Source organism: Streptomyces sp. NPDC038280, assembly GCF_055600045.1.
Window position 1 is genome coordinate 477,182 of the sequence record NZ_JBVJYZ010000001.1, and the last position, 22,406, is coordinate 499,587.

Consider the following 22,406-nt stretch of genomic DNA (forward strand, 5'->3'; position numbering starts at 1 on the left):
AGTGCGGGCAGGGGCGGCGGGGGGCGGGGGGTGTCAGGCCTCGCCGTGGCGCGGGGTGCGGCGCTGGACCAGGACGGCGGCGACGATGATCGCGCCCTTGGCGATCTGCTGGACGTCGCTCTGCAGATTGTTGAGCGCGAAGATGTTGGTGATGGTGGTGAAGACGAGGACGCCGAGCACCGAGCCGACGATGGTGCCCCGGCCGCCGCTGAGGAGGGTGCCGCCGATGATCGCGGCGGCGATGGCGTCGAGTTCGTAGAGGTTTCCGTTGGTGTTCTGGCCGGAGCCGGACAGGATGACCAGCAGGAAGGCCGCGATGCCGCAGCACAGTCCGGACAGCAGATAGAGGTAGAGCCGCTGGCGGCGGACGTCGATACCGGCGAGACGCGCGGCTTCCGGGTTGCCGCCGACGGCGACCGTACGCCGTCCGAAGGTGGTGCGGTTCAGGAGCAGCCAGCCGACGGCGGTGACGGCGGCGAAGACCAGGACGAGCGGGGGGACACCGAGCAGATAGGCGTCGGGGACGCCGAGGTCGAGGACCGGTTCGACGGTGACGATCTGGGTGCGGCCGTCGGTGATCTGGAGGGCGAGGCCGCGCGCGGAGGCGAGCATGGCCAGGGTGGCGATGAAGGGGACCATCCCGCCGTACGCGATGAGCAGCCCGTTCACCAGGCCGCAGGCCAGGCCCACGACGACGGCGGTGAAGAGGATGCCGGCGAAGCCGTATTCCTGGGTGGCGACGGTGGTCGCCCATACGGAGGCGAGGGCGACGATCGCGCCGACGGACAGGTCGATCCCGCCGCTGGTGATGACGAAGGTCATGCCGACGGTGACGACACCGATGACCGACGCCTGGGTGAGGACCAGTTGCAGGTTGGAGGTGGCGAGGAACTCCGCGGGCCTGGTGAAGCCTCCGACCGCGATCAGCACGGCGAGGACGCCGAGCAGGGAGAGGTTGCGGACGTCGGCCCTCAGGCCGAGGGAGCGCCAACCCGCGTCCTTCTGCGCTGACTTGACGACCACGGTCGGCGCGTCCCGCTGCGCGCGAGAGGCAGGCTGCGTCATGACGTCGGGTTCCCTTCCATCACGAGGTCGAGTACGCGGTGCTCGTCCAGCTCCCCGGCGGGCGCCATGTGCACGACCTGGCCCTCTCTGAGCACGAGGACCCGGTCGGCGAGGCCCAGCACTTCGGGCACCTCGCTGGACACCAGCAGGACCGCGAGTCCGTCGTCGGCCAGCCCGCGGATCACGGCGTAGAGTTCGGCCCGGGCGCCGACGTCGACGCCCCTGGTCGGCTCGTCGAGGAGCAGGACCCGGCAGCCGCGCAGCAGCCAGCGGGCGAGCACGGCCTTCTGCTGATTGCCGCCGGAGAGGGTACGGATCCGGGCGTCGGGGTTGTCGGGCCGCAGCGAGAGCTCGCGGGTGGCCCGCCGGGCGGCGTCGCGTTCGGCCTTCCGGTCGATCCAGCCCGCACGGGCGAAGCGGGACATGGACGACACGGACACGTTGCGGGTGACGGACTCCAGCATCAGCAGGCCCTGCGCCTTGCGCTCCTCGGGCGCGAGCCCGAGTCCGGCGCGGACGGCGGAGCGGACGCTGCCGGGCCGCAGGACCTTCCCGTCGACGAGGACGCGTCCGGCGGTGGCCTTGCGGGCTCCGTAGATCGTCTCCAGGACCTCGGAGCGTCCCGAGCCGACGAGTCCGGCGAGGCCGACGATCTCGCCGGGGCGCAGCTCCAGGTCGAGCGGGGCGAACTCGCCGTCGCGGGTGAGCCCTTCGACGGTGAGGACGGGGGCCGCGAGGGGGGCTTCGCCAGGTCGGCCGGGAAAGACGTACTCGACATTCCGACCGGTCATCATGGCAACGATGTCGCGGGTCGGGGTCTCCTTGGCGGGAAGGCCGACGGCGACGGCCCGTCCGTCCTTGAGGACGGTCACCCGGTCGCCGATCCGGCGGATCTCCTCCAGGCGGTGGGAGATGTAGACGACGGCGACGCCGTCGGCGGTGAGGCCGTCGACGATGCGGAAGAGGTTGTCCACCTCGTCGGGGTCGAGGGCCGCGGAGGGCTCGTCCATGACGATCAGGCGCACGTCGTGGGAGAGCGCGCGGGCCATGGAGACGATCTGGCGCTGAGCGGCGGAGAGTTCCCCGACGAGCCCGGCGGGGTCGATCTCGGGGTGGCCGAGCCGCTTGAGCAGGGCGGAGGTGGACGCCCTCGCCGCCCGGCCGCGTACGACGAATCCGGCGGCGGTCGGCTCATGGCCGAGGTGGACGTTCTCCGCGACCGACAGGCCCTCCACCAGGTCGAGTTCCTGGTAGATGGTGGCGATGCCGAGCCGCATGGCGGCGATCGGCGACCTGAGCCGGACGGGTTCGCCACGCCAGGTGATGCGGCCGCCGTCGGGCTGATGGGCTCCGGCGAGGACCTTGATGAGGGTGGACTTGCCGGCCCCGTTCTGGCCGAGGAGGCAGTGGACCTCGCCCGCCTGGACCTCAAGGTCGACGCCGTCGAGGGCGCGTACACCGGGGAAGGACTTGGTGATGCCGGACATGGCGAGCAGGGGCGGTCCGGGGCGCGCGGGTGGTTCCGGATGTGCGGGTGGTTCGGGGCGCGCGGGTGGTTCGGGGCGCGCGGGTGGTCCCGGACGTGCGGGTGGTTCTGGTGCCATGGCGAATCCCCTCGGCGGGTGTGCGGCCGTGAGCGGGCAGGGTGGTGCCAGGTGCGGGGGGTTGTGCGTGGCGTGCGCCGCGCGGGGCGGCGTGGGAGAGGGTCAGGCCGGTGAGAAGAGGTGGTCGCTGATGAGCCGGCCCGCGCCGATCACACCGGCGGCGGGCCCCAACTCCCCGAGAACAATGGGGAGGTTGCCGGTGGCCAGCGGCAGGGACTGCCGGTAGACCTGGGTGCGGACACTGGCGAGCAGATTGTGGCCGAGGCCGGTGACCCCGCCGCCGATCACGACGAGGCCCGGGTTGAAGAAGCTGACGAGTCCGGCGATGACCTGGCCGACCCGGTTGCCGCCCTCGCGGATGAGATCGAGGGAGGTGGCGTCGCCGGCGGCCGCCGCGGCGGCGACATCGGCCGCGGTGAGCCGGCCGGCCCCGGCCAGGCGTGTGGCGAGTTCGTCGGAGCGCCCGCCGCGCGCCGCGTCCTCGGCGTCCCGGGCGAGCGCGGCCCCGCTGAAGTGGGCTTCCAGGCAGCCTTTGTTGCCGCAGGCGCAGGCGCGGCCGTCGGGTTCGACCTGGATGTGCCCGATGTCGCCGGCGCTGCCCGTCGTACCGCGGTAGACCTGTCCACCGACGACGATCCCGCAGCCGATACCGGTGCCGATCTTGACGCAGAGGAAGTCGCCCACGGAACGCGCGACGCCCGCGTGCTGCTCCCCCATCGCCATCAGGTTCACGTCGTTGTCGACCATGACGGGACAGCCCAGTTCCTGGCTGAGGGCCTCCCGGACCGGGAAGCCGTCCCAGCCGGGCATGATCGGCGGGGCGACCGGTATGCCCTCGGGGAAGCGGACCGGACCCGGGACGCCCACCCCGGCACCGTCGAACTCCTCCGCGAGACCGGAGGCGCGGAGCTTGTTGGCCATCGAGAGCGCCTGTTCGAAGATGGCGACCGGGCCCTCGCGTACGTCCATCGGATGGTTGAGGTGTCCCAGTACCTCCAACTCGGCGTTGGTGACGGCGACATCGATGGAGGTGGCTCCGATGTCGACGCCCAGGAAACGGAGTTCGGGCGCGAGCCGGATGTTGTGCGAGCGGCGCCCGCCGCGCGAGGCGGCGAGTCCGTCCGCGACGACCAGTCCGGTCTCCAGGAGCCGGTCGACCTCGACGGCGAGCTTGGAGCGCGAGAGGTCGACCTGATCACCCAGCTGCGCACGGGAGTTGGGGCCACCGTCGCGCAGCAACCTGAGCAGTCGCGCCTGGTGAGCGTTGGCGGGTCGAGCCGTCATGCGTCTCACGCGCCCTCCCCTGAGCCATGGTCCGTCGGGCTTTCGAGGGGAACGTAGCAGCGCTTTCCCGGAGTGGGAAGAAGTTGCGCAGCAATCCCTGCCAACTTTCTCCACACCCAGGACAAAGGCTGGTCCGGGCCTCCCCCTCCCCGTTTCCCGGGCGTCGCCCGTCAGCCCTTGTCGCGCTGGTGGTACGTCGTGCGGGTGTGCTCGGTGTGCGCCCGCATGACCTCGGTGGCACGCCGCTCGTCACGGGCGGCGATGGCGGAGATCAGCTCGCGGTGCTCCACCCAGGACTGCTCGCCGCGCTGCCGTGCGACGGGCGTGTAGTACCAGCGGACCCGGCGGTCCACCTGGGCCGCCAGCTCGGCCAGGACGACATTGCCGGCCAGCCGCATCACGGTGGCGTGGAACTCGGCGTTGGTCACCACGGCCAGGTCGACGTCGTCGTCCGCCACCGCCCGCTCACCCTTCGCGCAGAGCTCCTCGAGTACGTCGATCCCCTCGGTGCTGGAGTTCGCGGCGGCGAGCCGGGCGGCCTCGGCCTCCAGAAGAGTACGGACGGAGAGCAGCTGGTCCGCCTCCTCCTCGGTGGGCTCGTGGACGAACGCGCCCTGCGCCGGGCGGAGATCGACCCATCCCTCGGTGTTGAGCCGCTGCAGCGCTTCGCGCACGGGCTGACGGGACACTCCGAGATGGCCGGCGAGTTCGCTCTCCACCAGGTGCTGGCCGGGCCGCAGAGCGCGCGTGGTGATCAGTTCGAGCAGCGCCTCGTACACGCGCTCACGCAATGGCCCCGGTCGCTCCAGTTTCGGCACGGCACCTTGCGGCAGTCCTGCGGACAACATCGCGGTCCCCCTCCTGCTCCTCGGAGATGCCAATCAGGAATTGGCTATCGTCTACAGTCTACCGAGAGCAAGGGCGGCGTATACGTGCGCGAGCGGCCGGACCCCGGGGCCCGCGGCCTCCTGGTCCGCTAGGGCACCCGGACGACCTGCCCGGCGTACGAGAGGTTTCCGCCGAAGCCGAACAGCAGGGCGGGCGCTCCGGAGACGAGCTCTCCGCGCTCCACCAGCTTCGAGAGCGCGATCGGGATCGACGCGGCCGAGGTGTTGCCGGAGTCGATCACATCGCGCGCGATGATCGCGTTGATGGCGCCGATCTTCTGGGCGACGGGCTCGATAATCCGCAGATTGGCCTGGTGCAGCACCACGGCGGCGAGATCCTCGGGCGTGAGGCCGGCCCGCTCGCAGACCTTGCGCGCGATGGGCGGCAGCTGGGTGGTCGCCCAGCGGTAGACGCTCTGGCCCTCCTGCGCGAAGCGCGGCGGCGTGCCCTCGATGCGCACCGCGTGACCCATCTCGGGGACCGAACCCCACAGGACCGGCCCGATTCCCGGCTCCTCGTCGGGGCCGGTGGCCTCGACGACCGCGGCGCCCGCGCCGTCGCCGACGAGCACACAGGTGGAGCGGTCGGTCCAGTCGACGATGTCGGCCATCTTGTCGGCCCCGATGACCAGGACGCGGGCCGCGGAGCCCGCCCGTACGGCATGGTCGGCGGTGGCCAGCGCGTGGGTGAACCCGGCGCAGACGACGTTGAGGTCCATCGTCGCCGGCGAGGCCATCCCGAGCCGGGCGGCGACCCGGGCCGCGGTGTTCGGGGAACGGTCGATCGCGGTGGACGTGGCCACCAGGACGAGATCGACGTCGGCGGGCGTGAGCCCGGCCGAGGCGAGGGCCTTGGCGCCGGCATGCGCCGCGAGCTCGTCCACCGGCTCGTCCGGTCCCGCGATGTGCCGGGTCTTGATGCCGACGCGGCTGGTGATCCACTCGTCGCTCGTGTCGACCATGGCCGCCAGGTCCGTGTTGGTGAGCACCTTGGCGGGCTGGTAGTGCCCGAGCGCGGCGATACGAGTGCCCGTCATGCTCGGGACCCCCTTTGATCGGCTTTGACGTCGTGATGGCTTGTGACGCCATGAGCCCTCCAGTGTCGTCAGCGACTGATGGGTAACCGGGCGCGTAAACCACCAAGATTCCCGAGCACCTGTTGGAGACTCCGCGACATCTCCTGGCGGGCCGGGGCCCGCCACCGCTGCCAGGACCCTTGCCGGACCTTCTTCCATACTGTAGACAATATTTCGTCGACAAAGTGAGATCCCGCTCTCTGCCGGTCCCATGCGGTTCCCTCAACCGAACGGAGACCCCTCTCGTGAAGGTCGCAGTCCTCGGCGCCGGTGCGATCGGCGCCTATGTCGGAGCCGCGCTGGACCGCGCGGGCGCCGACGTCCACCTCATCGCCCGTGGACCGCATCTCGCGGCCATGAGGCAGCACGGCGTACGGGTCCTCAGCCCGCGCGGGGACTTCACCGCCCGGGTCCACGCCACCGACGACCCCGCCCACGTCGGGCCCGTCGACTATGTGTTCCTCGGCCTGAAGGCCAACTCGTACGCGGCGTGCGGGCCGCTGATCGCGCCCCTGCTCCACGGCACCACCGCGGTGGTCGCCGCGCAGAACGGAATCCCCTGGTGGTACTTCCACCGCCACGGCGGCCCCCACGACGGGCAGCGCGTGGAGAGCGTCGATCCCGGTGGGGCGGTCAGCGCCGTCCTGGCCCCCGAGCGGGCGATCGGCTGCGTCGTGTACGCCGCCACGGAACTGGAAGGGCCCGGTGTCGTCCGGCACGTGGAGGGCACGCGGTTCTCGGTCGGAGAGCCGGACCGGTCGCTTTCCGAGCGGTGCCTGCGCTTCGCCGGGGCCATGCGGGACGGCGGGCTCAAGTGTCCCGTCGAGCCCGACCTCCGCGAGGACATCTGGATCAAGCTCCTCGGCAACATCTCCTTCAACCCGATCAGCGCGCTCTCCCGGGCCACCATGCGGCAGATGTGTCTGCACGGCGGAACACGCCAGGTCATCGAGCTGATGATGAACGAGACCCTGCGCGTCGCCGAGGCCCTCGGCTGCCGGCCCGACATCTCCGTCGAACGCCGCCTCGCCGGCGCCGAACGCGTCGGCGACCACCGCACCTCCACCCTCCAGGACCTGGAGAAGGGCAAACCGCTGGAGCTGGACGTCCTGCTCTCCGCGGTCGTCGAGCTGGCCGAGGTCACCGACGTCCCCGTGCCGACCCTGCGCACGGTCCACGCCCTGTCCGACCTGCTCGCCGCACAGATCAGAGACGTGAGGACCGCAGCGTGAAGACGACGAACCGCTCCCGCGCAGCCGCCGACAGCGCGGGGACCACGAGGACCCCCGGCACACGAAGGACCCCGAAGACGTACGCGCGGCTCACCCACCCCCTCGTACGGGACGAGAAGGGCGGGCCGCTGCGGCAGGCCACCTGGGACGAGGCCCTCGACCGGGCCGCGGCGGGCTTCCGGGCCGCGCGGGGCGCGTTCGGGATGTTCTCCTGCGCCCGCGCAACCAACGAGATGAACTACGTGGCGCAGAAGTTCGCGCGGGTGGTGATGGGCACCAATGACGTCGACTCCTGCAACCGGACCTGCCACGCGCCGAGCGTCGCCGGGCTCTCCGCCGTCTTCGGATCCGGCGGCGGGACCTCCTCGTACGAGGAGATCGAGCACACCGACGTCATCCTGATGTGGGGCTCCAACGCCCGCTTCGCCCACCCCATCTTCTTCCAGCACGTGCTGAAGGGCATACGCGACGGCGCCCGCATGTACGCCGTCGACCCCCGCCGCACCTCGACCGCCGAATGGGCGGAGAGCTGGCTCGGGCTGAACGTCGGCACCGACATTCCGCTCGCCCACGCCGTCGGACGCGAGATCATCCACGCCGGGCTGTACAACCGGGCGTTCGTGGAGCGGGCCACCACGGGCTTCGAGGAGTACGCCGCCGAGGTCGAGCCGTGGACGCTGTCGCTCGCGTCCAAGGTGACGGGCGTGCCGGCGGCCGCGATCAGGGAACTGGCCCACGCCTACGCCCGCGCCGAGCGCGCCCAGCTGTGCTGGACCCTCGGCATCACCGAGCACCACAACGGCACCGACAACGTCCGCGCGCTCATCAATCTGGCGCTGCTGACCGGCCATGTGGGGCGGTACGGCTCCGGGGTGCAGCCGCTGCGGGGCCAGAACAACGTCCAGGGCGGCGGCGACATGGGGGCCATCCCCAACCGGCTTCCCGGCTTCCAGGACATCCTCGACGCGGACGTCCGGGAGAAGTTCGAGACGTTCTGGGGCGCCGCCATCCGGCCCCGGTACGGGCGCACGCTCACCGAGATGTTCGAGGCGATGGACTCGGGCGAGCTGCGGGCCGTGTACTGCGTCGGTGAGAACCCCGCCCAGTCGGAGGCGGACAGCGGGCAGGCGATGGAACGGCTCGCGAAGCTGGACTGCCTCGTCGTCCAGGACATCTTCCTGACCCGCACGGCCGAGTTCGCCGATGTGGTGCTGCCGGCGACCGCCGCGTGGTGCGAGACGGACGGCACCACCACCAACAGCGAGCGGCGGGTCCAGCGGGTGCGCAAGGCGCTCGAACCCCCGGGCGAGGCACGGGAGGACATCGACATCATCTGCGACCTCGCCGGGCGGCTCGGCCACGACTGGAAGTACGCGGACGCCGAGGCCGTCTGGAACGAGCTGCGGGCGCTCTCCCCCGACCACTGGGGCATGACGTACGACCGCCTCGAGGAGCACCAGGGCATCCAGTGGCCCTGCCCGGACACCGAGCGTCTCGAACCGACCTACCTGCACGGACGGTTGTGGGAGACGGACCCCGCCCGGCGCGGTCGGCTCGCGCCCTTCGGGATCGTCAGGCACGATCCGCCGGTCGACGCGACGGACGAGGAGTATCCGATCCGGCTGACGACCGGGCGGCGGCTCGACTCGTACAACACCGGTGTGCAGAGCGGGAGTTTCGCCTCTCCCCTGCGGCGCGGCGAGTACGTGGAGCTGTGCCCGGAGGACGCCGAGCGCTACGGCGTCGTGGTGGGCGAGGAGGTCCGCGTCTCCTCACGGCGGGGGTCGGTGCTGGCGCCGGTGTGGGTGGATCCGGCGCTGCGGCCGGGGCTGGCGTTCATGACGATGCACTTTCCGGACGAGGTGGACACCAATCAGCTGACGATCGAGGCGAACTGTCCGATCGCGGGGACGGCGGAGTTCAAGGCGTCGGCCATCCGTATCGACCGTGTCGGGACGAGGGGCTGAGGCGCGATGGATCTGCACTTCGGTGACAGCCGGCCGACCGACGACGAGCGGGCGGCGGTGGACGCGCTATTGGGGCTGCCCCCGTCGGCGTGGGAGACGGCCGCCGGCGACGGAGCCGTCCGCGAGGCGACGGATCTGCGGTGGGCGCGGGGCGGACGCGAGGCCCGCGAGCGGCGGGACCAGCTGTTGCCGGGGCTGCACGCGCTCAACGACCGGGTGGGCTGGATCAGTGAGGGCGGCCTGGACTACCTGTGCCGGCGCCTGACGGTCCCGCCGGCGGAGGCGTACGGGGTGGCGACCTTCTACTCCCTGTTCGCGGTGAAGCCCCGCCCGGCGAAGGTGCTCCACATCTGCACGGACCTCGCCTGCGCGGCGAGGGGCGCGGGCGACCTCACCCGCGCGCTGGAGACCCGCCTCGGCCCACCCGGCGAGCCCTCCGAAGGCACGGTCTGGCAACCGAGCCCCTGCCTGGGCCTGTGCGAACGGGCCCCGGCGGCGCTGCTGGTGAGGGCGGGGGCCGACGGGGGCCCGGGGGACGATACCGCTCGGGCGGACGGGGCCGGGGGCGGGGGCGCCGACGCTCTGGGGGACGCGGCACAGGTGGCCGGTGCGCCGTTGGCGGGGCCGGGGGCCGCGCTGAGCGGCGGGGCTCCGGCCGTTGCGGCGGAGCCGGAGGGGCATGAGCGGCATACGGGGACGGGTGCCGACGACGAGTCCGGCGCCGTGCGGGTGCCCGGCACCCGGACCAGCCCCGCCCCCGGGCCGGACGGGCGCGCGGTGTCCCACGCCCGACCCGCGTCCGGGCCGCGGGCCGGGGCCGCGGCCCCGCCCCCCGGCGAAGGCCCCGTGAGCGCCGCCGCCCCCGACGCCCCCACCGCCGACGGGCGCCGGGCCGGAGTCATGGAAGCCGCCGTCCAGAGCCGGGGCGCCCGGGTGAGTGCCGCCGCCGCGAATGGTGGGGGGCGGGCGGGCCGGGTTCGGCTCGCGCGGGTCGTCGCGCCGGCCCGGGTCGAGGAGTTGGTGGGGGTCGTCCGGGCGCCTGAGGACGCGGCCCCGGAGCCGGGGGCGCGGATGGCCGTGCCGCAGGCGGGCGAGGAGGGGCTGACGCTGCTCGGCCGGGTCGGGGTCGTCGATCCCTCCAGCCTGGACGACTACCGGGCGCACGGCGGATACGCCGCCCTGCGCCGGGCCTTCGCGATCGGCGCCGCCGGAGTGATCCGGGAGGTGACGGACTCCGGGCTCGTCGGACGTGGGGGCGCCGCCTTCCCCACCGGACGCAAGTGGCAGGCGACGGCCGCCCAGCCCGACCACCCCCGCTATGTCGTGTGCAACGCGGACGAGTCGGAACCGGGGACGTTCAAGGACCGGGTGGTCATGGAGGGTGACCCGTTCGCGCTGGTCGAGGCGATGACGATCGCGGGGTACGCGGTCGGGGCGCACCGCGGCTATCTCTACGTCCGGGGCGAGTACCCCCGCGCGCTGGAACGCCTGGAGCACGCCCTCGTCCAGGCCCGGGCCCGCGGTCTGCTCGGTGACGACATCCTCGGGCAGGGCTACGCCTTCGACATCGAGATCCGGCGCGGCGCGGGCGCGTACATCTGCGGCGAGGAGACCGCGCTGTTCAACTCCATCGAGGGCCACCGCGGAGAGCCGCGCTCCAAGCCGCCCTTCCCGGTGGAGAAGGGCCTCTTCGGCAAGCCGACCGCGGCCAACAACGTGGAGACCCTCGTCAATGTCCTGCCCATCCTGACCAGGGGCGCCGAGGCCTTCGCCGCGACGGAGACCAAACTCTTCTGCGTGTCCGGCAATGTGGCGCGCCCCGGTGTGTACGAACTGCCCTTCGGGGACACCCTGCGTGAGCTGCTCGCGCTGGCCGGCCCCCCGGACGGGCTGCGCGCCGTGCTCCTCGGCGGCGCCGCCGGCGGCTTCGTACGCCCCGACGAGCTGGACATCCCGCTCACCTTCGAGGGCACGCGCGCCGCCGGTACGACCCTCGGCTCCGGCGTGGTCCTCGCCTTGGACGACACCGCCGAACTGCCCCGTGTCCTGCTCCGCATCGCGGAGTTCTTCCGAGACGAGTCGTGCGGCCAGTGCGTGCCCTGCCGGGTCGGCACGGTCCGCCAGGAGGAGGCGCTGCACCGCATCCAGGACCGCAGGGGCGCGGCCGCCGCCGACGACATCGCCCTGCTGCGCGAGGTCGGCCGGACCATGCGCGACGCCTCGATCTGCGGTCTGGGGCAGACCGCGTGGAACGCCGTCGAGTCCGCCATCGACCGTCTGGGAGCCTTCGAATGACCTCCGTACCGCTCGGACCGCCGCGCCGGCTCCTCGAGTTCACCCTGGACGACACGCGGGTACGCGTCCCGGAGGGCGCCACGATCCTCGATGCGTGCCGGGAGGCGGGCAAGGACATCCCGACGCTCTGCCAGGGCGACACGCTCACCCCGAAGAACGCGTGCCGGGTGTGCGTGGTGGAGGTGGAGGGCGCCCGGACCCTCGCCCCGGCGTGCTCGCGCCGCGCGGAGGCCGGGATGACCGTCCGTACGGACACCGAACGGGCCCGCCACAGCCGCAGGATCGTCCTCGAACTGCTCGCCTCGTCCGTCGATCTGTCGACCACCCCGAAGGTCGCCGACTGGATCAAGGAGTACGAGGCGAAGCCCGAGCGCTTCGGCCCGGACGCGGCGCGTGTCGCCGAGGAGCCGAGGGTCGACAACGACCTGTACGTACGCGACTACGACAAGTGCATCCTCTGCTACAAGTGCGTCGACGCCTGCGGCGACCAGTGGCAGAACACCTTCGCCATCGCGGTGGCGGGCCGCGGCTTCGACGCGCGGATCGCCGTCGAACACGACGCCCCGCTCACCGACTCCGCGTGCGTGTACTGCGGAAACTGCATCGAGGTCTGCCCCACCGGGGCGCTGAGCTTCAAGAGCGAGTTCGACATGCGGGCCGAGGGCACCTGGGACGAGGCGGCGCAGACAGAGACGACCACGGTGTGCGCCTACTGCGGCGTCGGCTGCAACCTCACCCTGCACGTGCAGGACAATGAGATCGTCAAGGTCACCTCGCCGCACGACAACCCGGTGACCCACGGCAACCTCTGCATCAAGGGCCGTTTCGGCTTCCAACACGTACAGAATCGGGTGTAGCCACCATGGGACGGGTCACCGAGCGACGGCGCGTCATCCGGATCCGCGACGGGGCGGTCACCACTCGCCCCGACACGCTCGTCGCCGAGGAGCCGCTGGAGATCCGGCTGAACGGCAAACCCCTGGCGATCACCATGCGGACGCCGGGCGACGACTTCGCGCTCGCGGCGGGGTTCCTGGTCAGCGAGGGCGTCCTCGGTGCCGCCTCGGACGTGCGGAACATCGTCTACTGCGCCGGCGCCACGGTGGACGGATCGAACACGTACAACGTGGTCGATGTGCAGCTCGCGCCGGATGTCGTCGTCCCCGACATCACCCTGGAGCGGAACGTCTACACGACGTCGTCGTGCGGGCTGTGCGGCAAGGCCAGCCTCGACGCCGTACGCACCACCACGCGCTTCCCGATCGCCGACGCTCCCCCGGTCCGGGTCACGCCCGCGCTGCTCGCCGGCCTCCCCGACCGGCTGCGGGCGGCGCAGCGGGTCTTCGACCGGACCGGGGGTCTGCACGCGGCCGCGCTGTTCTCCGAGGCGGGCGAGCTGCTCGACATACGGGAGGACGTCGGCCGGCACAACGCCGTGGACAAGCTGGTCGGGCGGGCCCTGCGGGAGGATCTGCTGCCGCTGGACCGGGCGGTCCTGCTGGTGTCCGGCCGGGCGTCGTTCGAGCTCGCGCAGAAGGCGGTGATGGCGGGGATCCCGGTACTGGCGGCGGTGTCGGCTCCGTCGTCGCTGGCGGTCGACCTGGCCGCCGAGACGGGTCTGACGCTGGTCGGCTTTCTGCGCGGCCGGGACATGAACGTGTACGCGAGTGAGCACCGGATCGCGTTGGAGGCCGCACCCTCCAGGGCCTGACGGTACCCGCCCGCTCACGGGTGAGGGCCCCCACGCCCGTCGGGGCGTAGGTGGGGAGCGGGCCGGCCGGCGGGGAGCGCCCCCTGCGCCGGCCGGCGCCGCGCCCGGACGCGTGCGGGGCCGGTGGCCGGACCCGGCCCGCGCTACGGCCGGGGCGGGTCGATCATCTGGAGGCTGAGGGTGGCCGGGGGCTCGGCGATCCCGGGGCCGCCCGCCTCCGTCCACGCCAGGATGTCGTCGAGGACGTCGTCGTCGAGGGTGAAGCCGATCCAGGCGGCGCGGGCGCCGCGGCGGCGGCCCTCCGTGGAGGGCTGGACGACGACGACGTTCGCCTGGCCACAGGGGCCGAGGCAGTCGCTCGTACGGACCGCGAGCCGTCCGCCCGAGGCCGCGGCTGCCTGGCGGAGCCTGGCCAGCTGGCCGGCGTGGTCGGTGCCGGGGTGCTTACGGGCGTCGCCGCAGCAGCAGCCCCGGCAGACGACGAGCGAGCAGGGGCGCGCGGCCCCGGGGCGTATCCAGGTGCGGGTCATGCGGGGCGGCCCAGCGTGATCGCCGAGGCCGGTGCGACGGTTCCCAGGCGCGGGAAGTCGAGCGTCACGGACGCCTGGTGCTCCTCGGCGGTGAAGGCGGCCATCGCGTCCGCGGCGAAGACCAGGTCGTAGCCGAGGTCGGCCGCGGCCCTGGCGGTGGACTCCACGCCGAGGTTGGTGGCGATCCCCCCGAACACCAAGGTGGTGACGCCGCGTTCGGCGAGCAGTTCGTGCAGGCCCGTGTCCTGGAATCCGCCGATGGTGCGCTTGACGACCACGAGGTCGCCGTCGTGCGCGAGTTCGGGGACGAGCCCGCTGCCGGGCGGTTGTTTGCCGACGTTCGGCCGCTCCACCCGGACGAGGACGACGGGCGCACCGGCGTCGCGGAACCGTCCGGCCAGCCGGGTCGCGGTGGCGACGACGTCGTCCCCGCTGCGCGGGGCGAGCGGCAGGGCGACGATGCGCTCCATCAGGTCGACGAGGACGAGCGCGGTGTGGGCGGGATCGAGTACGGGCGGGGCGTCTACGGGCATGGCGCCACCCTATGGGCCCGCATGATCCACTGGCCCCGGCACGGCGGTGTGGCGTCAGTCGCAGGGGGCGTCGGGGTCGGCGATACGGCGCAAGAGGTCCAATGAGCGCGGCGCTCAGCTCCCGGCCGTCACCGCGCCCCGGACCACCGCACCGGAGCCGGACGACGACGGGGGAGCCCTTGACCGCCCGGAGTCGCCGGGCTCCTTGGAGTCCCTGGAGTCCCGGAATGCCCGGTGTCCTCGAATGCCCCGGTGTCTTCGGGGTCGCGGGAGCGGCGCTTGGCGATGATCGCGCACACCATCAGTTGCATCTGGTGGAACAGCATCAGCGGCAGTACGGCGAGCGCGGCCTGCCCCCCGAACAGCACGCTCGCCATCGGCAGGCCGGCCGCCAGGCTCTTCTTGGAGCCCGCGAACTGGATCGCGATCCTGTCCCCGCGGCCGAAGCCGAGGCGCTTGGAGCCGTACCAGGTCAGCGCCAGCATCACGGCGAGCAGCACCGCCTCGACGCCGAGCAGCGCGGCCAGCCGGCCCGGGGTCACCTGGTGCCAGATGCCCGCGACCATGCCCTGGCTGAACGCGGTGTAGACGACCAGGAGGATCGAGCCCCGGTCGACGTACCCGAGGACCTTCTTGTGCCGGACCAGGAACCCGCCGACCCAGCGCCTCAGCAGCTGGCCCGCCATGAACGGCACCAGCAGCTGGAGCACGATCCTCAGCAGCGAGTCGGCCGAGAACCCCCCGGCGCCGCCACCCAGGAGCAGCCCGGCCAGCAGCGGTGTCAGCACGATGCCCGCGAGGCTGGAGAAGGAGCCGGCGCAGATCGCCGCGGCGACATTGCCCCGTGCGAGGGAGGTGAAGGCGATCGACGACTGGATCGTCGACGGCACCAGGCAGAGGAACAGCAGACCGCTGTGGAGCTCGGGTGTCAGCACGGAGGGCACGAGTCCCCACGCGGCGAGCCCCAGCAGGGGGAACACCACGAAGGTGCAGACGAGGACGGTCAGATGAAGCCGCCAGTGCTTCAGCCCGTCCATGGCCTCGCGCGTCGACAGCCGGGCACCGTACAGGAAGAACAGCAGGGCGATCGCCCCGGTCGACGCCCCGCCGGCCACCTCGGCGGCCGCCCCGGAGGCGGGCACCAGTGCCGCGAGGACCACCGTGCCGAGGAGCGCGAGTATGTACGGATCGACGGGCAGCCAGGACGGCAGCGGGGACGTGCGGCGGCTCATGTGCGCGGGGGCTCCATCGGATTCGGTGCGTGGTGCGGTGTGCGGTGTGCCGTGGCGCGGTGGGCGCCGGTGCGGTGTGCGGTCGCCCGGGGTGCGACGTGCCGGAGTCGTGGCCTCCCCATCCTGCTCCTCTTCGCCGTGATCGGGAATCCCGTACGCAGCTCTGACTGTCATCACGTTTCGCGATAGCGGGCTACGGTGGAGAGGTGTACGACCCCACCCAGCTCCGTACCTTCCTCGCGGTCGCCCAGACCCTGAGCTTCACCCGGGCCGCGCGCCGGCTCGGGCTGCGCCAGTCCACGGTCAGCCAGCACGTGCGACGGCTCGAGGACGCGACGGGCCGTCCGCTCTTCAGCCGCGACACCCACAGCGTGGACCTCACCGAGGACGGCGAGGCGATGCTCGGCTTCGCGCGGACGATCCTGCAGGCCCACGAACGGGCGGCGGCCTTCTTCACGGGGACGCGGCTGCGCGGCCGGCTGCGGTTCGGCGCCTCCGAGGACTTCGTCGTCACCCGGCTCCCCGAGATCCTGGAGTCGTTCCGCCGCGACCACCCGGAGGTCGATCTGGAGCTGACCGTCGAACTCTCCGGCACGCTGCACGCCCAGCTCGAGGCCGGGCGGCTCGACCTGATCCTCGCCAAGCGCCGCTCCGGCGACCGCCACGGCGAACTGGTCTGGCAGTCCGCCCTCACCTGGATCGGCGCGCCCCGGCTGCGCCTGGACCCGGACCGACCTGTTCCGCTGATCGTCTTCCCGGCGCCCGGGATCACCCGTGCCCGCGCCCTGGAGGCCCTGGAGGCCGCGGGCCGGCCCTGGCGCGTCGCCTGTACGAGCGCCAGCCTCAGCGGCCTGATCGCCGCGGCCCGCGCGGGCCTGGGCGTGATGGCCCACACCCGGGGACTGATCCCACCGGGCCTCACTCCGGTCCCGGCGCGCTACGGCCTCCCGGAACTGGGCGACGTGGACTTCGTCGTCCGTCAGGGCCGGGACCGGGGCGGCTCCCCGGAGGCGGCGGAGGCCGCCGACGCGCTGGCCTCGGCGATCCTGGCGAGCGGCGACCGGCTGCACCGGCCGGCGGGCGCGGCGGGGGGCTGAGGTCAGTCCACGACGATGCCCCCCGCCAGCTCGACGACGTCCAGAACAGAGGCGTCGAGGCCGCAGTGTCGGGAGAAGCGGGCGCCCTTGAGACACGGGTTGACGGAGGTACGGGAGAGGATCTCACCGGAGGCGAAGTCGCGGACGGCGATCTCACCCGAGGCCGAGCAGGAGACCAGCCTGGTCCCGTCGGGCGACGCGGCCAGCGCCCTGACTCCGGTGGGGAGGGGCGCCTGCCAGGCCGGCTCGAAGCGGGAGTCCTCGACGAGCCGGTAGACCGCGATCCCATGGGGGGTTCCCAGGGCCGCCAGGCCGGGCACGGCACGGAACTCGAAGCACCTCACCTCGCCCGGATGCACCTCCGCCATGGCGGTCTCCGGGTCGAGGGCCACCGCCCGCATCGCGAACGCGTCGACGGCCAGCACGAAGCCACGGGTGTCGTTGATCAGCGCGGAGGAGGTTCCATGGGCGTCGCCGAGCGCCTCGTGGTGGAGTCCGAGGACGTTGCCCCGGACGAGGACCGTTGTCCTGTGCACCCACTGCGCGGTCTCCCCCGTCCAGGTCAGCACGGAGAGTGCGGACCGTTCGCTGTCGGCGGCGACGCACACGATGCCCGCCTCCGTCACACAGAAGGTGAGCATGTCGTCGTCCCGGGGCAGCACGACCGCCTCACCTCCGGGTCCTTCCACGCGCAGGACGCCGGCCTGTTTGTACACCTGACGCAGCTGTCCGCCGCGGCGGACGACGCCCAGGACGAGGTGGGGCAGTCGTTGGACGACTCTGCCCGGGACCACGTCGACGATCCTGCTTCCCTCCCCGTCCCTGACGACGACCTCGGTGGCGCCGACGGCTACGGGCGCGTGGGAGACCTGCCACCACTGCTGCTCGAAGGGGTCGGTGCCGAACCGGGTCGGCTCCGACGTCACCTGCCCGTCCGGCCAGTGGAGGAGCTCGTGCTCCGCCTGTGCCGTCAGCCCGCCGCCGGGGTGCCAGCACACCGCTTCGGGCGCGTTCCAGCCGCGCAGCACCGCGTCCCCCGACAGCGTCGCACCGGTGAGGTCGGCGCCTCTGAGGTCGATGTGCCTCAGACCGGCGTCGGTGAGCACGGCGTCGCGCAGATCGCAGCGGGCCAGCGAGACCCGCTTACCGTGGTCCAGCGGCCGGAATCCCGTCAGATCCACGCCGACCAGGCTCGTTCCCTCGAGCGGCCTGCCCGACTCCAGCACCAGATTCAGGCAGTTGCCGGCCAGGCCCCGCACTCCGCTGCCCCACCCGGCCGTCACCCGGGCGAGGGAGAGCAGATACTCGTCGAACCCGTCCGCCCCGCGCACCATCGCCGCCATGAACTCGAACACCACCGGCGCGTCGCCCAGGGCGCCGAATCCGCTCGCGAGGCGCCCTGGTGACTCCAGCACGAAGGACAACAGCGACGGCAGTGAACCGTCGGCCGCCCGCGCTGCGAAGTACCGGGACCAGGCGATCCGCACTCCGCTCTCGCCGCCCGTGCCCGGGATCATGCCGAGGAACTCGCCGCTCAGCAGACCCAGTTCACCGACGAACTTGAAGGCCGCCAGGAACTCGAGCAGCGACATGTGCGAGGGACCGTAGTCTCCCTCCGCGTTGCGCACCAGCATTCCCTGGTTGCGCATGTCCTGTTCCCAGTAGTCCAGGTCCTTCGCGGCCTCGACGGCTGATCCGAAGCAGGCTCGCAACCGGTCGGGGAAGTCCCGGTAGTTCAGGGTGAGCTGGTTCGACGACAACATTTCCCACGCCACTTCGCACAGGAAGAACAGCTTGTCCGCGCGCGAGGTGAACGTCCGCTCCGCACGTACGTCACGGTCCATCTTCCGCTGGATGGCGTAGAGGTAGATCCGCGCGAGATCGATCTCCGCGCCCTGTTCGATCTCCGGCAGCGCGTCCATCACCAGCTCGGACATCACCGGGCGCCGCATCAGGTCCCTGACGTCCGGATGGGCCATCACCGTGGCGACCTTGTCCGCGGTGAGGACATGGCCGAGCATCGCCTCGATCTGTTCGTCGTCGAACGGCACGAGTTCGACGATCTCGAACGTCGGGCCCTCCTTCTGGCCCACCGCGGTCGACACCCGCACCTTCGCGCCGAAGAGGTCGCGTGCCTCCTTCGCGTCGGGAAAGTGCTCGGTGCGGCTGCTGAGCAGGACCTTGGCGCCCGGCTCGACCGCGTTGGCCAGCTCCCAGAAGTTCGCGACGACGGTGTGGCGGTCGGCGCGGGCCGCCATCTCGTCGAAGCCGTCGAAGATGAGGAGCAGCCGACCCATGCGGTTGAGGACGCGGAAGACCTCGTAACTGCGCAGGTTGACGCGGTGCTTGTTGAAGAAGAACTCCGACAGCAGCGCGGAGACCTTGGTCTGCTTGGCGAAGTCACGCAGTTGGATCACCAGGGGGATGCGGGGGCGGGGCACCCCTCTGCGCTTCGCGTCGCGCCAGCCGCGGGCCATTTCGCCCGCCAGGTGCAGGGCGAACCACGACTTGCCCATGCCGAATTCGCCCAGCAGCGAGAGGTGCTTCTTCGCCGGCTCCTGGAGCCAGCCGGCGACGTAGTCGTCGAGACCGCCCTCCCGCCAGTCGTAGACGCTGGTGTCCAGGGGCTGCTGGGTGGTGGGATCGACCTCGTCCTTGCGGCAGGACAGGGGTACGTACCTCCTGTCGATGCCGCGCCGCGCGACCTCCGCCTCCACCCAGGCGATGTACGGCTCGAAGTCCGCCTCCAGCTCGATGAGTTCGTCGAAGGAGTAGCAGAACAACAGGTCGCCGCTCTCCGCCGCGCGGCGCCGCGCCGACTCGCTGATCCGCAGCCGGGCCAGCCCCCAACCCTCGGCCGCCCCCTCGGCGACCCTCAGCTCCTCCAGGACCCTCAGGTGGTGCGGGCCGAGCTCACCGTCGACGCACAGCATCACATTGCGGTCGAAGCGGCCGGGGCGGCGCTGCGGTACGTGGACGAGGAGGGCGACGCTGCCATCGTCGGTCTCCCAGGTGCGCCGCACGTCGTAGCCGACGGCGTCGAACCAGTCCCGTACGTCCCTCATCAGCCGTCCGGCGGGTTTGGCCACGGCCCGTCCGGGCTCGGTGAGGAGACGGTGGCGTTCCTCGTCGTCGCGCGTGCGGAGCACCTGCTCCAGCATGCCGGTGACGTCGTCGAGCTTGTTCTCGAGCCGGGCCTCGTGCGGGGCGCGGCTGCGGTCCACCAGGACCTGGAACGCTTCGGTGAACCCGTCGACGTGCTCCTCGAAGCCGTGGCCGAGGTGGCCAAACTCCCGTGTCTCGGCGTTGCGGGCGATCGCGTCGGCCGTCTCCTCGCGCAGTCGCGTCCAGTCACCGCCGTCGAACGAGCGCCGGAACGCTTCGAGGACGTAGGGGTCGCGGAAGAAGGCCAGTACCGGCGCCGGGCGTTCGTAGCAGTACTCGATGAGCGTGTACGCGTAGAGGCTGTCGAAGTCGCGGGGCGGTGACTTCGGGTCCAGGCGCACCGCCTTCAGGGCGCGGATGACCGCCTCCCTGCGCAGGGCCGCGTCCGAGGCCGGTTTCGCGACGACCTTGCCGACGATGCCGGCCGCCGTGGCGATGATCTCTGCAGGCACGTGTTCCCCCGCCCCCCGTGGACACCCGACGTGATGGACGATAGCGGTGAGTTTCGTCGTATGTCAGTCGCTTGACAGGGCGCGGGATCGGCGCGCGGTCGACATGCCGGACGCCCTTGGGCCGGATTGGGTCCGGCCCACCGGGGCCGGCCGGCGCGCCCCTCGCCGCCACTCCCCGGGCACCGAGGGCGTGGCGCACCCCCTCGCCGGGCGGCACGGCGGCCCCGCGTGATCGACCGGTACAGATTCGGAAGATTCCGTGGAGATTGCGGCCCCGCTTGCTTACTCCCGAGTCAGTAACGGGCCGCGAGCACGCCCTCGACCACCGGATTGTGGCGCCTGACCTGTGGCGTTGCCGAATGTCCAGACTTCATGAAGGCCCTCCCGCGCGCCCTGATGGTGGGGTACCGTCACCGGCGCTGTGCGGAGCGCCACAAGGAGCATGTCATTGCGGGAGTTCACAGTGCCGCCCATCGAGGCGGCGCCTCAGGTCGGCGGACTGGCGGACGCCGTGTTCGACCATGCCCAGAGCACTCCGGAGCGGGTCACCCTCGGGCGCAAGGACGCGGCGGGCCGGTGGCAGGACGTGACCGCACGGCAGTTCCGTGACGAGGTGCTGGCGCTCGCCAAGGGGCTGATCGCCCACGGCGTACGGTTCGGGGACCGGGTCGCCATCATGTCCCGTACGCGCTACGAGTGGACGCTCTTCGACTTCGCGCTGTGGAGCATCGGCGCCCAGTCCGTGCCGGTCTATCCGACGTCCGCCGCCGAGCAGGTCTTCTGGATGCTGTACGACGCCGAGGTCACGGCGTGTGTGGTCGAGCACGAGGACCACGCGATGACGATCGGTTCGGTGGTCGACCGGCTGCCGCGGCTGAACCGGCTCTGGCAGCTGGACGCGGGCGCGGTCGCCGAGCTGGTCGAGGCCGGGGCCGGGATCGACGAGGACGTGGTCCACCGGCACCGCCGTGCGGTCACTCCCGAGTCGGTGGCGACCGTGATCTACACGTCGGGGACGACGGGACGCCCCAAGGGGTGCGTGATCACCCACTCCAACCTCATGTTCGAGTCGGACATGCTGACCGGCCGCTGGGAGCCGGTGTTCCACACCAAAGCCGGCGACGAGCCGTCCACGCTGCTGTTCCTGCCGCTCGCCCATGTCTTCGGGCGGATGGTGGAGGTCGCGGCGATCCGCAGCGGGGTGAAGATCGGGCACCAGCCGGTGCTGGCGGCGAGCGAGCTGCTGCCGGACCTGGCGGCGTTCCGGCCGACGTTCATCCTGGCCGTGCCGTACATCTTCGAGAAGGTCTTCAACGCGGCCCGCCGCAAGGCCGAGGGAGCGGGCAGGACCGGCCCGTTCGACAAGGCCGTCGAGGTGGCGGTGAAGTACGCGGAGGCGCTGGAGCACAAGGCGTTCGGTCTCGGCCCCGGCCCCTCGGCGGGGCTGCGGATGCAGCATCAGTTCTTCGAGAAGGTCGTGTACGGCAAGGTGCGGGAGGCCATGGGCGGGCGGGTGCGGCACGCCATGTCCGGCGGCTCGGGCATGGACCGCCGACTGGGGCTGTTCTTCGAGGGCGCGGGTGTCACCGTGTACGAGGGGTACGGCCTGACGGAGTCGTCCGCGGCGGCGACCGCGAACCCTCCGGAGCGGACCAAGTACGGCACGGTCGGCCGGCCGATCCCGGGGACGACCGTGCACATCGCGGAGGACGGCGAGGTGTGGCTGCGCGGCGGCAACATCTTCTCGGGCTATCTCAACGACCCCGCCTCGACGTCCGCCGTGCTGAACGACGGCTGGCTGGCCACGGGCGACCTGGGGTCGCTCGACGACGAGGGCTATCTGACGATCACCGGGCGGAAGAAGGAGATCCTGGTGACGTCGGGCGGCAAGAGCGTGTCGCCCGCAGGTCTCGAGGAGCGCGTGCGGGCACATCCGCTGGTGGCGCAGTGCATCGTCGTGGGCAATGACCGCCCGTACATCGCGGCTCTGGTGACGGTCGACCAGGAGGCGGTGGACCACTGGCTGGCCATGCAGAACCGGCCGCCCATGCCGGCGGCCGACCTGGTGCGGGACCCCACCCTGGAGACGGAGATCCGGCGGGCGGTGGTGGCGGCGAACACACTGGTGTCGCAGACCGAGTCCATTCGCACCTTCCGGATACTCGCGCACCCGTTCAGTGAGGAGCACGGGCTGCTCACGCCGTCGCTGAAGCTGAAGCGGAAGGCGATCGAGAAGGCGTACGCGGTGGAGGTCGACGCGCTCTACCGGTGAGCCA

General features: G+C 71.8%; 16 protein-coding genes. 7 read left to right on the top strand and 9 right to left on the bottom strand.

Annotation, left to right across the window (positions count from 1 at the left end):
* Positions 1 to 33: 33 nt before the first annotated feature.
* The 5 genes from ACZ7J0_RS02105 to ACZ7J0_RS02125 form a co-directional block, all read right to left on the bottom strand.
* On the bottom strand, positions 34 to 1,065 hold the full coding sequence (locus ACZ7J0_RS02105) for an ABC transporter permease (RefSeq protein ID WP_470883094.1): 1,032 nt from the start codon (positions 1,063 to 1,065) through the stop codon (positions 34 to 36).
* The gene (locus ACZ7J0_RS02110; RefSeq protein WP_470883096.1) at positions 1,062 to 2,552 is read right to left on the bottom strand and encodes a sugar ABC transporter ATP-binding protein; all 1,491 of its coding nucleotides are present in this window, start codon (positions 2,550 to 2,552) and stop codon (positions 1,062 to 1,064) included. The genes ACZ7J0_RS02105 and ACZ7J0_RS02110 overlap by 4 nt, the downstream gene beginning before the upstream one ends.
* A gap of 219 nt (positions 2,553 to 2,771) precedes the next feature.
* Entirely contained in the window at positions 2,772 to 3,953 is a 1,182-nt protein-coding gene (locus tag ACZ7J0_RS02115; RefSeq protein WP_470883098.1) for an ROK family transcriptional regulator, read from the bottom strand.
* Positions 3,954 to 4,123: 170 nt separating this feature from the next.
* Positions 4,124 to 4,801 carry a GntR family transcriptional regulator gene (locus ACZ7J0_RS02120; protein ID WP_470883100.1) on the bottom strand — a complete coding sequence of 226 codons (678 nt, stop codon included), beginning with the start codon at positions 4,799 to 4,801 and terminating at the stop codon, positions 4,124 to 4,126.
* A gap of 128 nt (positions 4,802 to 4,929) precedes the next feature.
* The gene (locus ACZ7J0_RS02125; protein WP_470883102.1) at positions 4,930 to 5,877 is read right to left on the bottom strand and encodes a beta-ketoacyl-ACP synthase III; all 948 of its coding nucleotides are present in this window, start codon (positions 5,875 to 5,877) and stop codon (positions 4,930 to 4,932) included.
* 284 nt (positions 5,878 to 6,161) lie between these two features.
* Here ACZ7J0_RS02125 and ACZ7J0_RS02130 point away from each other — a divergent pair, with 284 nt between their 5' ends.
* From ACZ7J0_RS02130 to fdhD, 5 genes are read left to right on the top strand one after another with little or no spacing between them, the layout of a single operon-like run.
* Complete coding sequence (locus tag ACZ7J0_RS02130; protein ID WP_470883104.1) at positions 6,162 to 7,148, top strand: 2-dehydropantoate 2-reductase; 987 nt, start codon at positions 6,162 to 6,164, stop codon at positions 7,146 to 7,148.
* Positions 7,145 to 9,115 carry a molybdopterin oxidoreductase family protein gene (locus ACZ7J0_RS02135; protein WP_470883106.1) on the top strand — a complete coding sequence of 657 codons (1,971 nt, stop codon included), beginning with the start codon at positions 7,145 to 7,147 and terminating at the stop codon, positions 9,113 to 9,115. Before ACZ7J0_RS02130 ends, ACZ7J0_RS02135 begins: the two co-directional genes overlap by 4 nt.
* Positions 9,116 to 9,121: 6 nt before the next feature.
* Positions 9,122 to 11,410 carry an NADH-ubiquinone oxidoreductase-F iron-sulfur binding region domain-containing protein gene (locus tag ACZ7J0_RS02140; RefSeq protein WP_470883107.1) on the top strand — a complete coding sequence of 763 codons (2,289 nt, stop codon included), beginning with the start codon at positions 9,122 to 9,124 and terminating at the stop codon, positions 11,408 to 11,410.
* The gene (locus tag ACZ7J0_RS02145) at positions 11,407 to 12,267 is read left to right on the top strand and encodes a 2Fe-2S iron-sulfur cluster-binding protein (protein ID WP_470883109.1); all 861 of its coding nucleotides are present in this window, start codon (positions 11,407 to 11,409) and stop codon (positions 12,265 to 12,267) included. The genes ACZ7J0_RS02140 and ACZ7J0_RS02145 overlap by 4 nt, the downstream gene beginning before the upstream one ends.
* Before the next feature lie 5 nt (positions 12,268 to 12,272).
* Positions 12,273 to 13,121, top strand: a complete 849-nt coding sequence (fdhD, locus tag ACZ7J0_RS02150) for a formate dehydrogenase accessory sulfurtransferase FdhD (protein ID WP_470883111.1) — start codon at positions 12,273 to 12,275, stop codon at positions 13,119 to 13,121.
* A gap of 143 nt (positions 13,122 to 13,264) precedes the next feature.
* Here fdhD and ACZ7J0_RS02155 read toward each other — a convergent pair whose 3' ends face one another.
* From ACZ7J0_RS02155 to ACZ7J0_RS02165, 3 genes are all read right to left on the bottom strand, one after another.
* Positions 13,265 to 13,651: a (2Fe-2S) ferredoxin domain-containing protein gene (locus ACZ7J0_RS02155; RefSeq protein WP_470883113.1), complete on the bottom strand. Its 387-nt coding sequence runs from the start codon at positions 13,649 to 13,651 to the stop codon at positions 13,265 to 13,267.
* Positions 13,648 to 14,184: an isochorismatase family protein gene (locus ACZ7J0_RS02160; protein WP_470883114.1), complete on the bottom strand. Its 537-nt coding sequence runs from the start codon at positions 14,182 to 14,184 to the stop codon at positions 13,648 to 13,650. The genes ACZ7J0_RS02155 and ACZ7J0_RS02160 overlap by 4 nt, the downstream gene beginning before the upstream one ends.
* A gap of 128 nt (positions 14,185 to 14,312) precedes the next feature.
* Positions 14,313 to 15,416: a bile acid:sodium symporter family protein gene (locus ACZ7J0_RS02165; RefSeq protein WP_470883116.1), complete on the bottom strand. Its 1,104-nt coding sequence runs from the start codon at positions 15,414 to 15,416 to the stop codon at positions 14,313 to 14,315.
* Between the two features lie 206 nt (positions 15,417 to 15,622).
* Here ACZ7J0_RS02165 and ACZ7J0_RS02170 point away from each other — a divergent pair, with 206 nt between their 5' ends.
* Entirely contained in the window at positions 15,623 to 16,513 is an 891-nt protein-coding gene (locus ACZ7J0_RS02170) for a LysR substrate-binding domain-containing protein (protein WP_470883118.1), read from the top strand.
* Positions 16,514 to 16,515: 2 nt separating this feature from the next.
* Here ACZ7J0_RS02170 and ACZ7J0_RS02175 read toward each other — a convergent pair whose 3' ends face one another.
* Positions 16,516 to 20,130, bottom strand: a complete 3,615-nt coding sequence (locus ACZ7J0_RS02175; RefSeq protein WP_470883120.1) for an NACHT domain-containing protein — start codon at positions 20,128 to 20,130, stop codon at positions 16,516 to 16,518.
* 448 nt (positions 20,131 to 20,578) lie between these two features.
* Here ACZ7J0_RS02175 and ACZ7J0_RS02180 point away from each other — a divergent pair, with 448 nt between their 5' ends.
* Positions 20,579 to 22,402: an AMP-dependent synthetase/ligase gene (locus tag ACZ7J0_RS02180; protein WP_470883121.1), complete on the top strand. Its 1,824-nt coding sequence runs from the start codon at positions 20,579 to 20,581 to the stop codon at positions 22,400 to 22,402.
* Positions 22,403 to 22,406 lie beyond the last annotated feature (4 nt).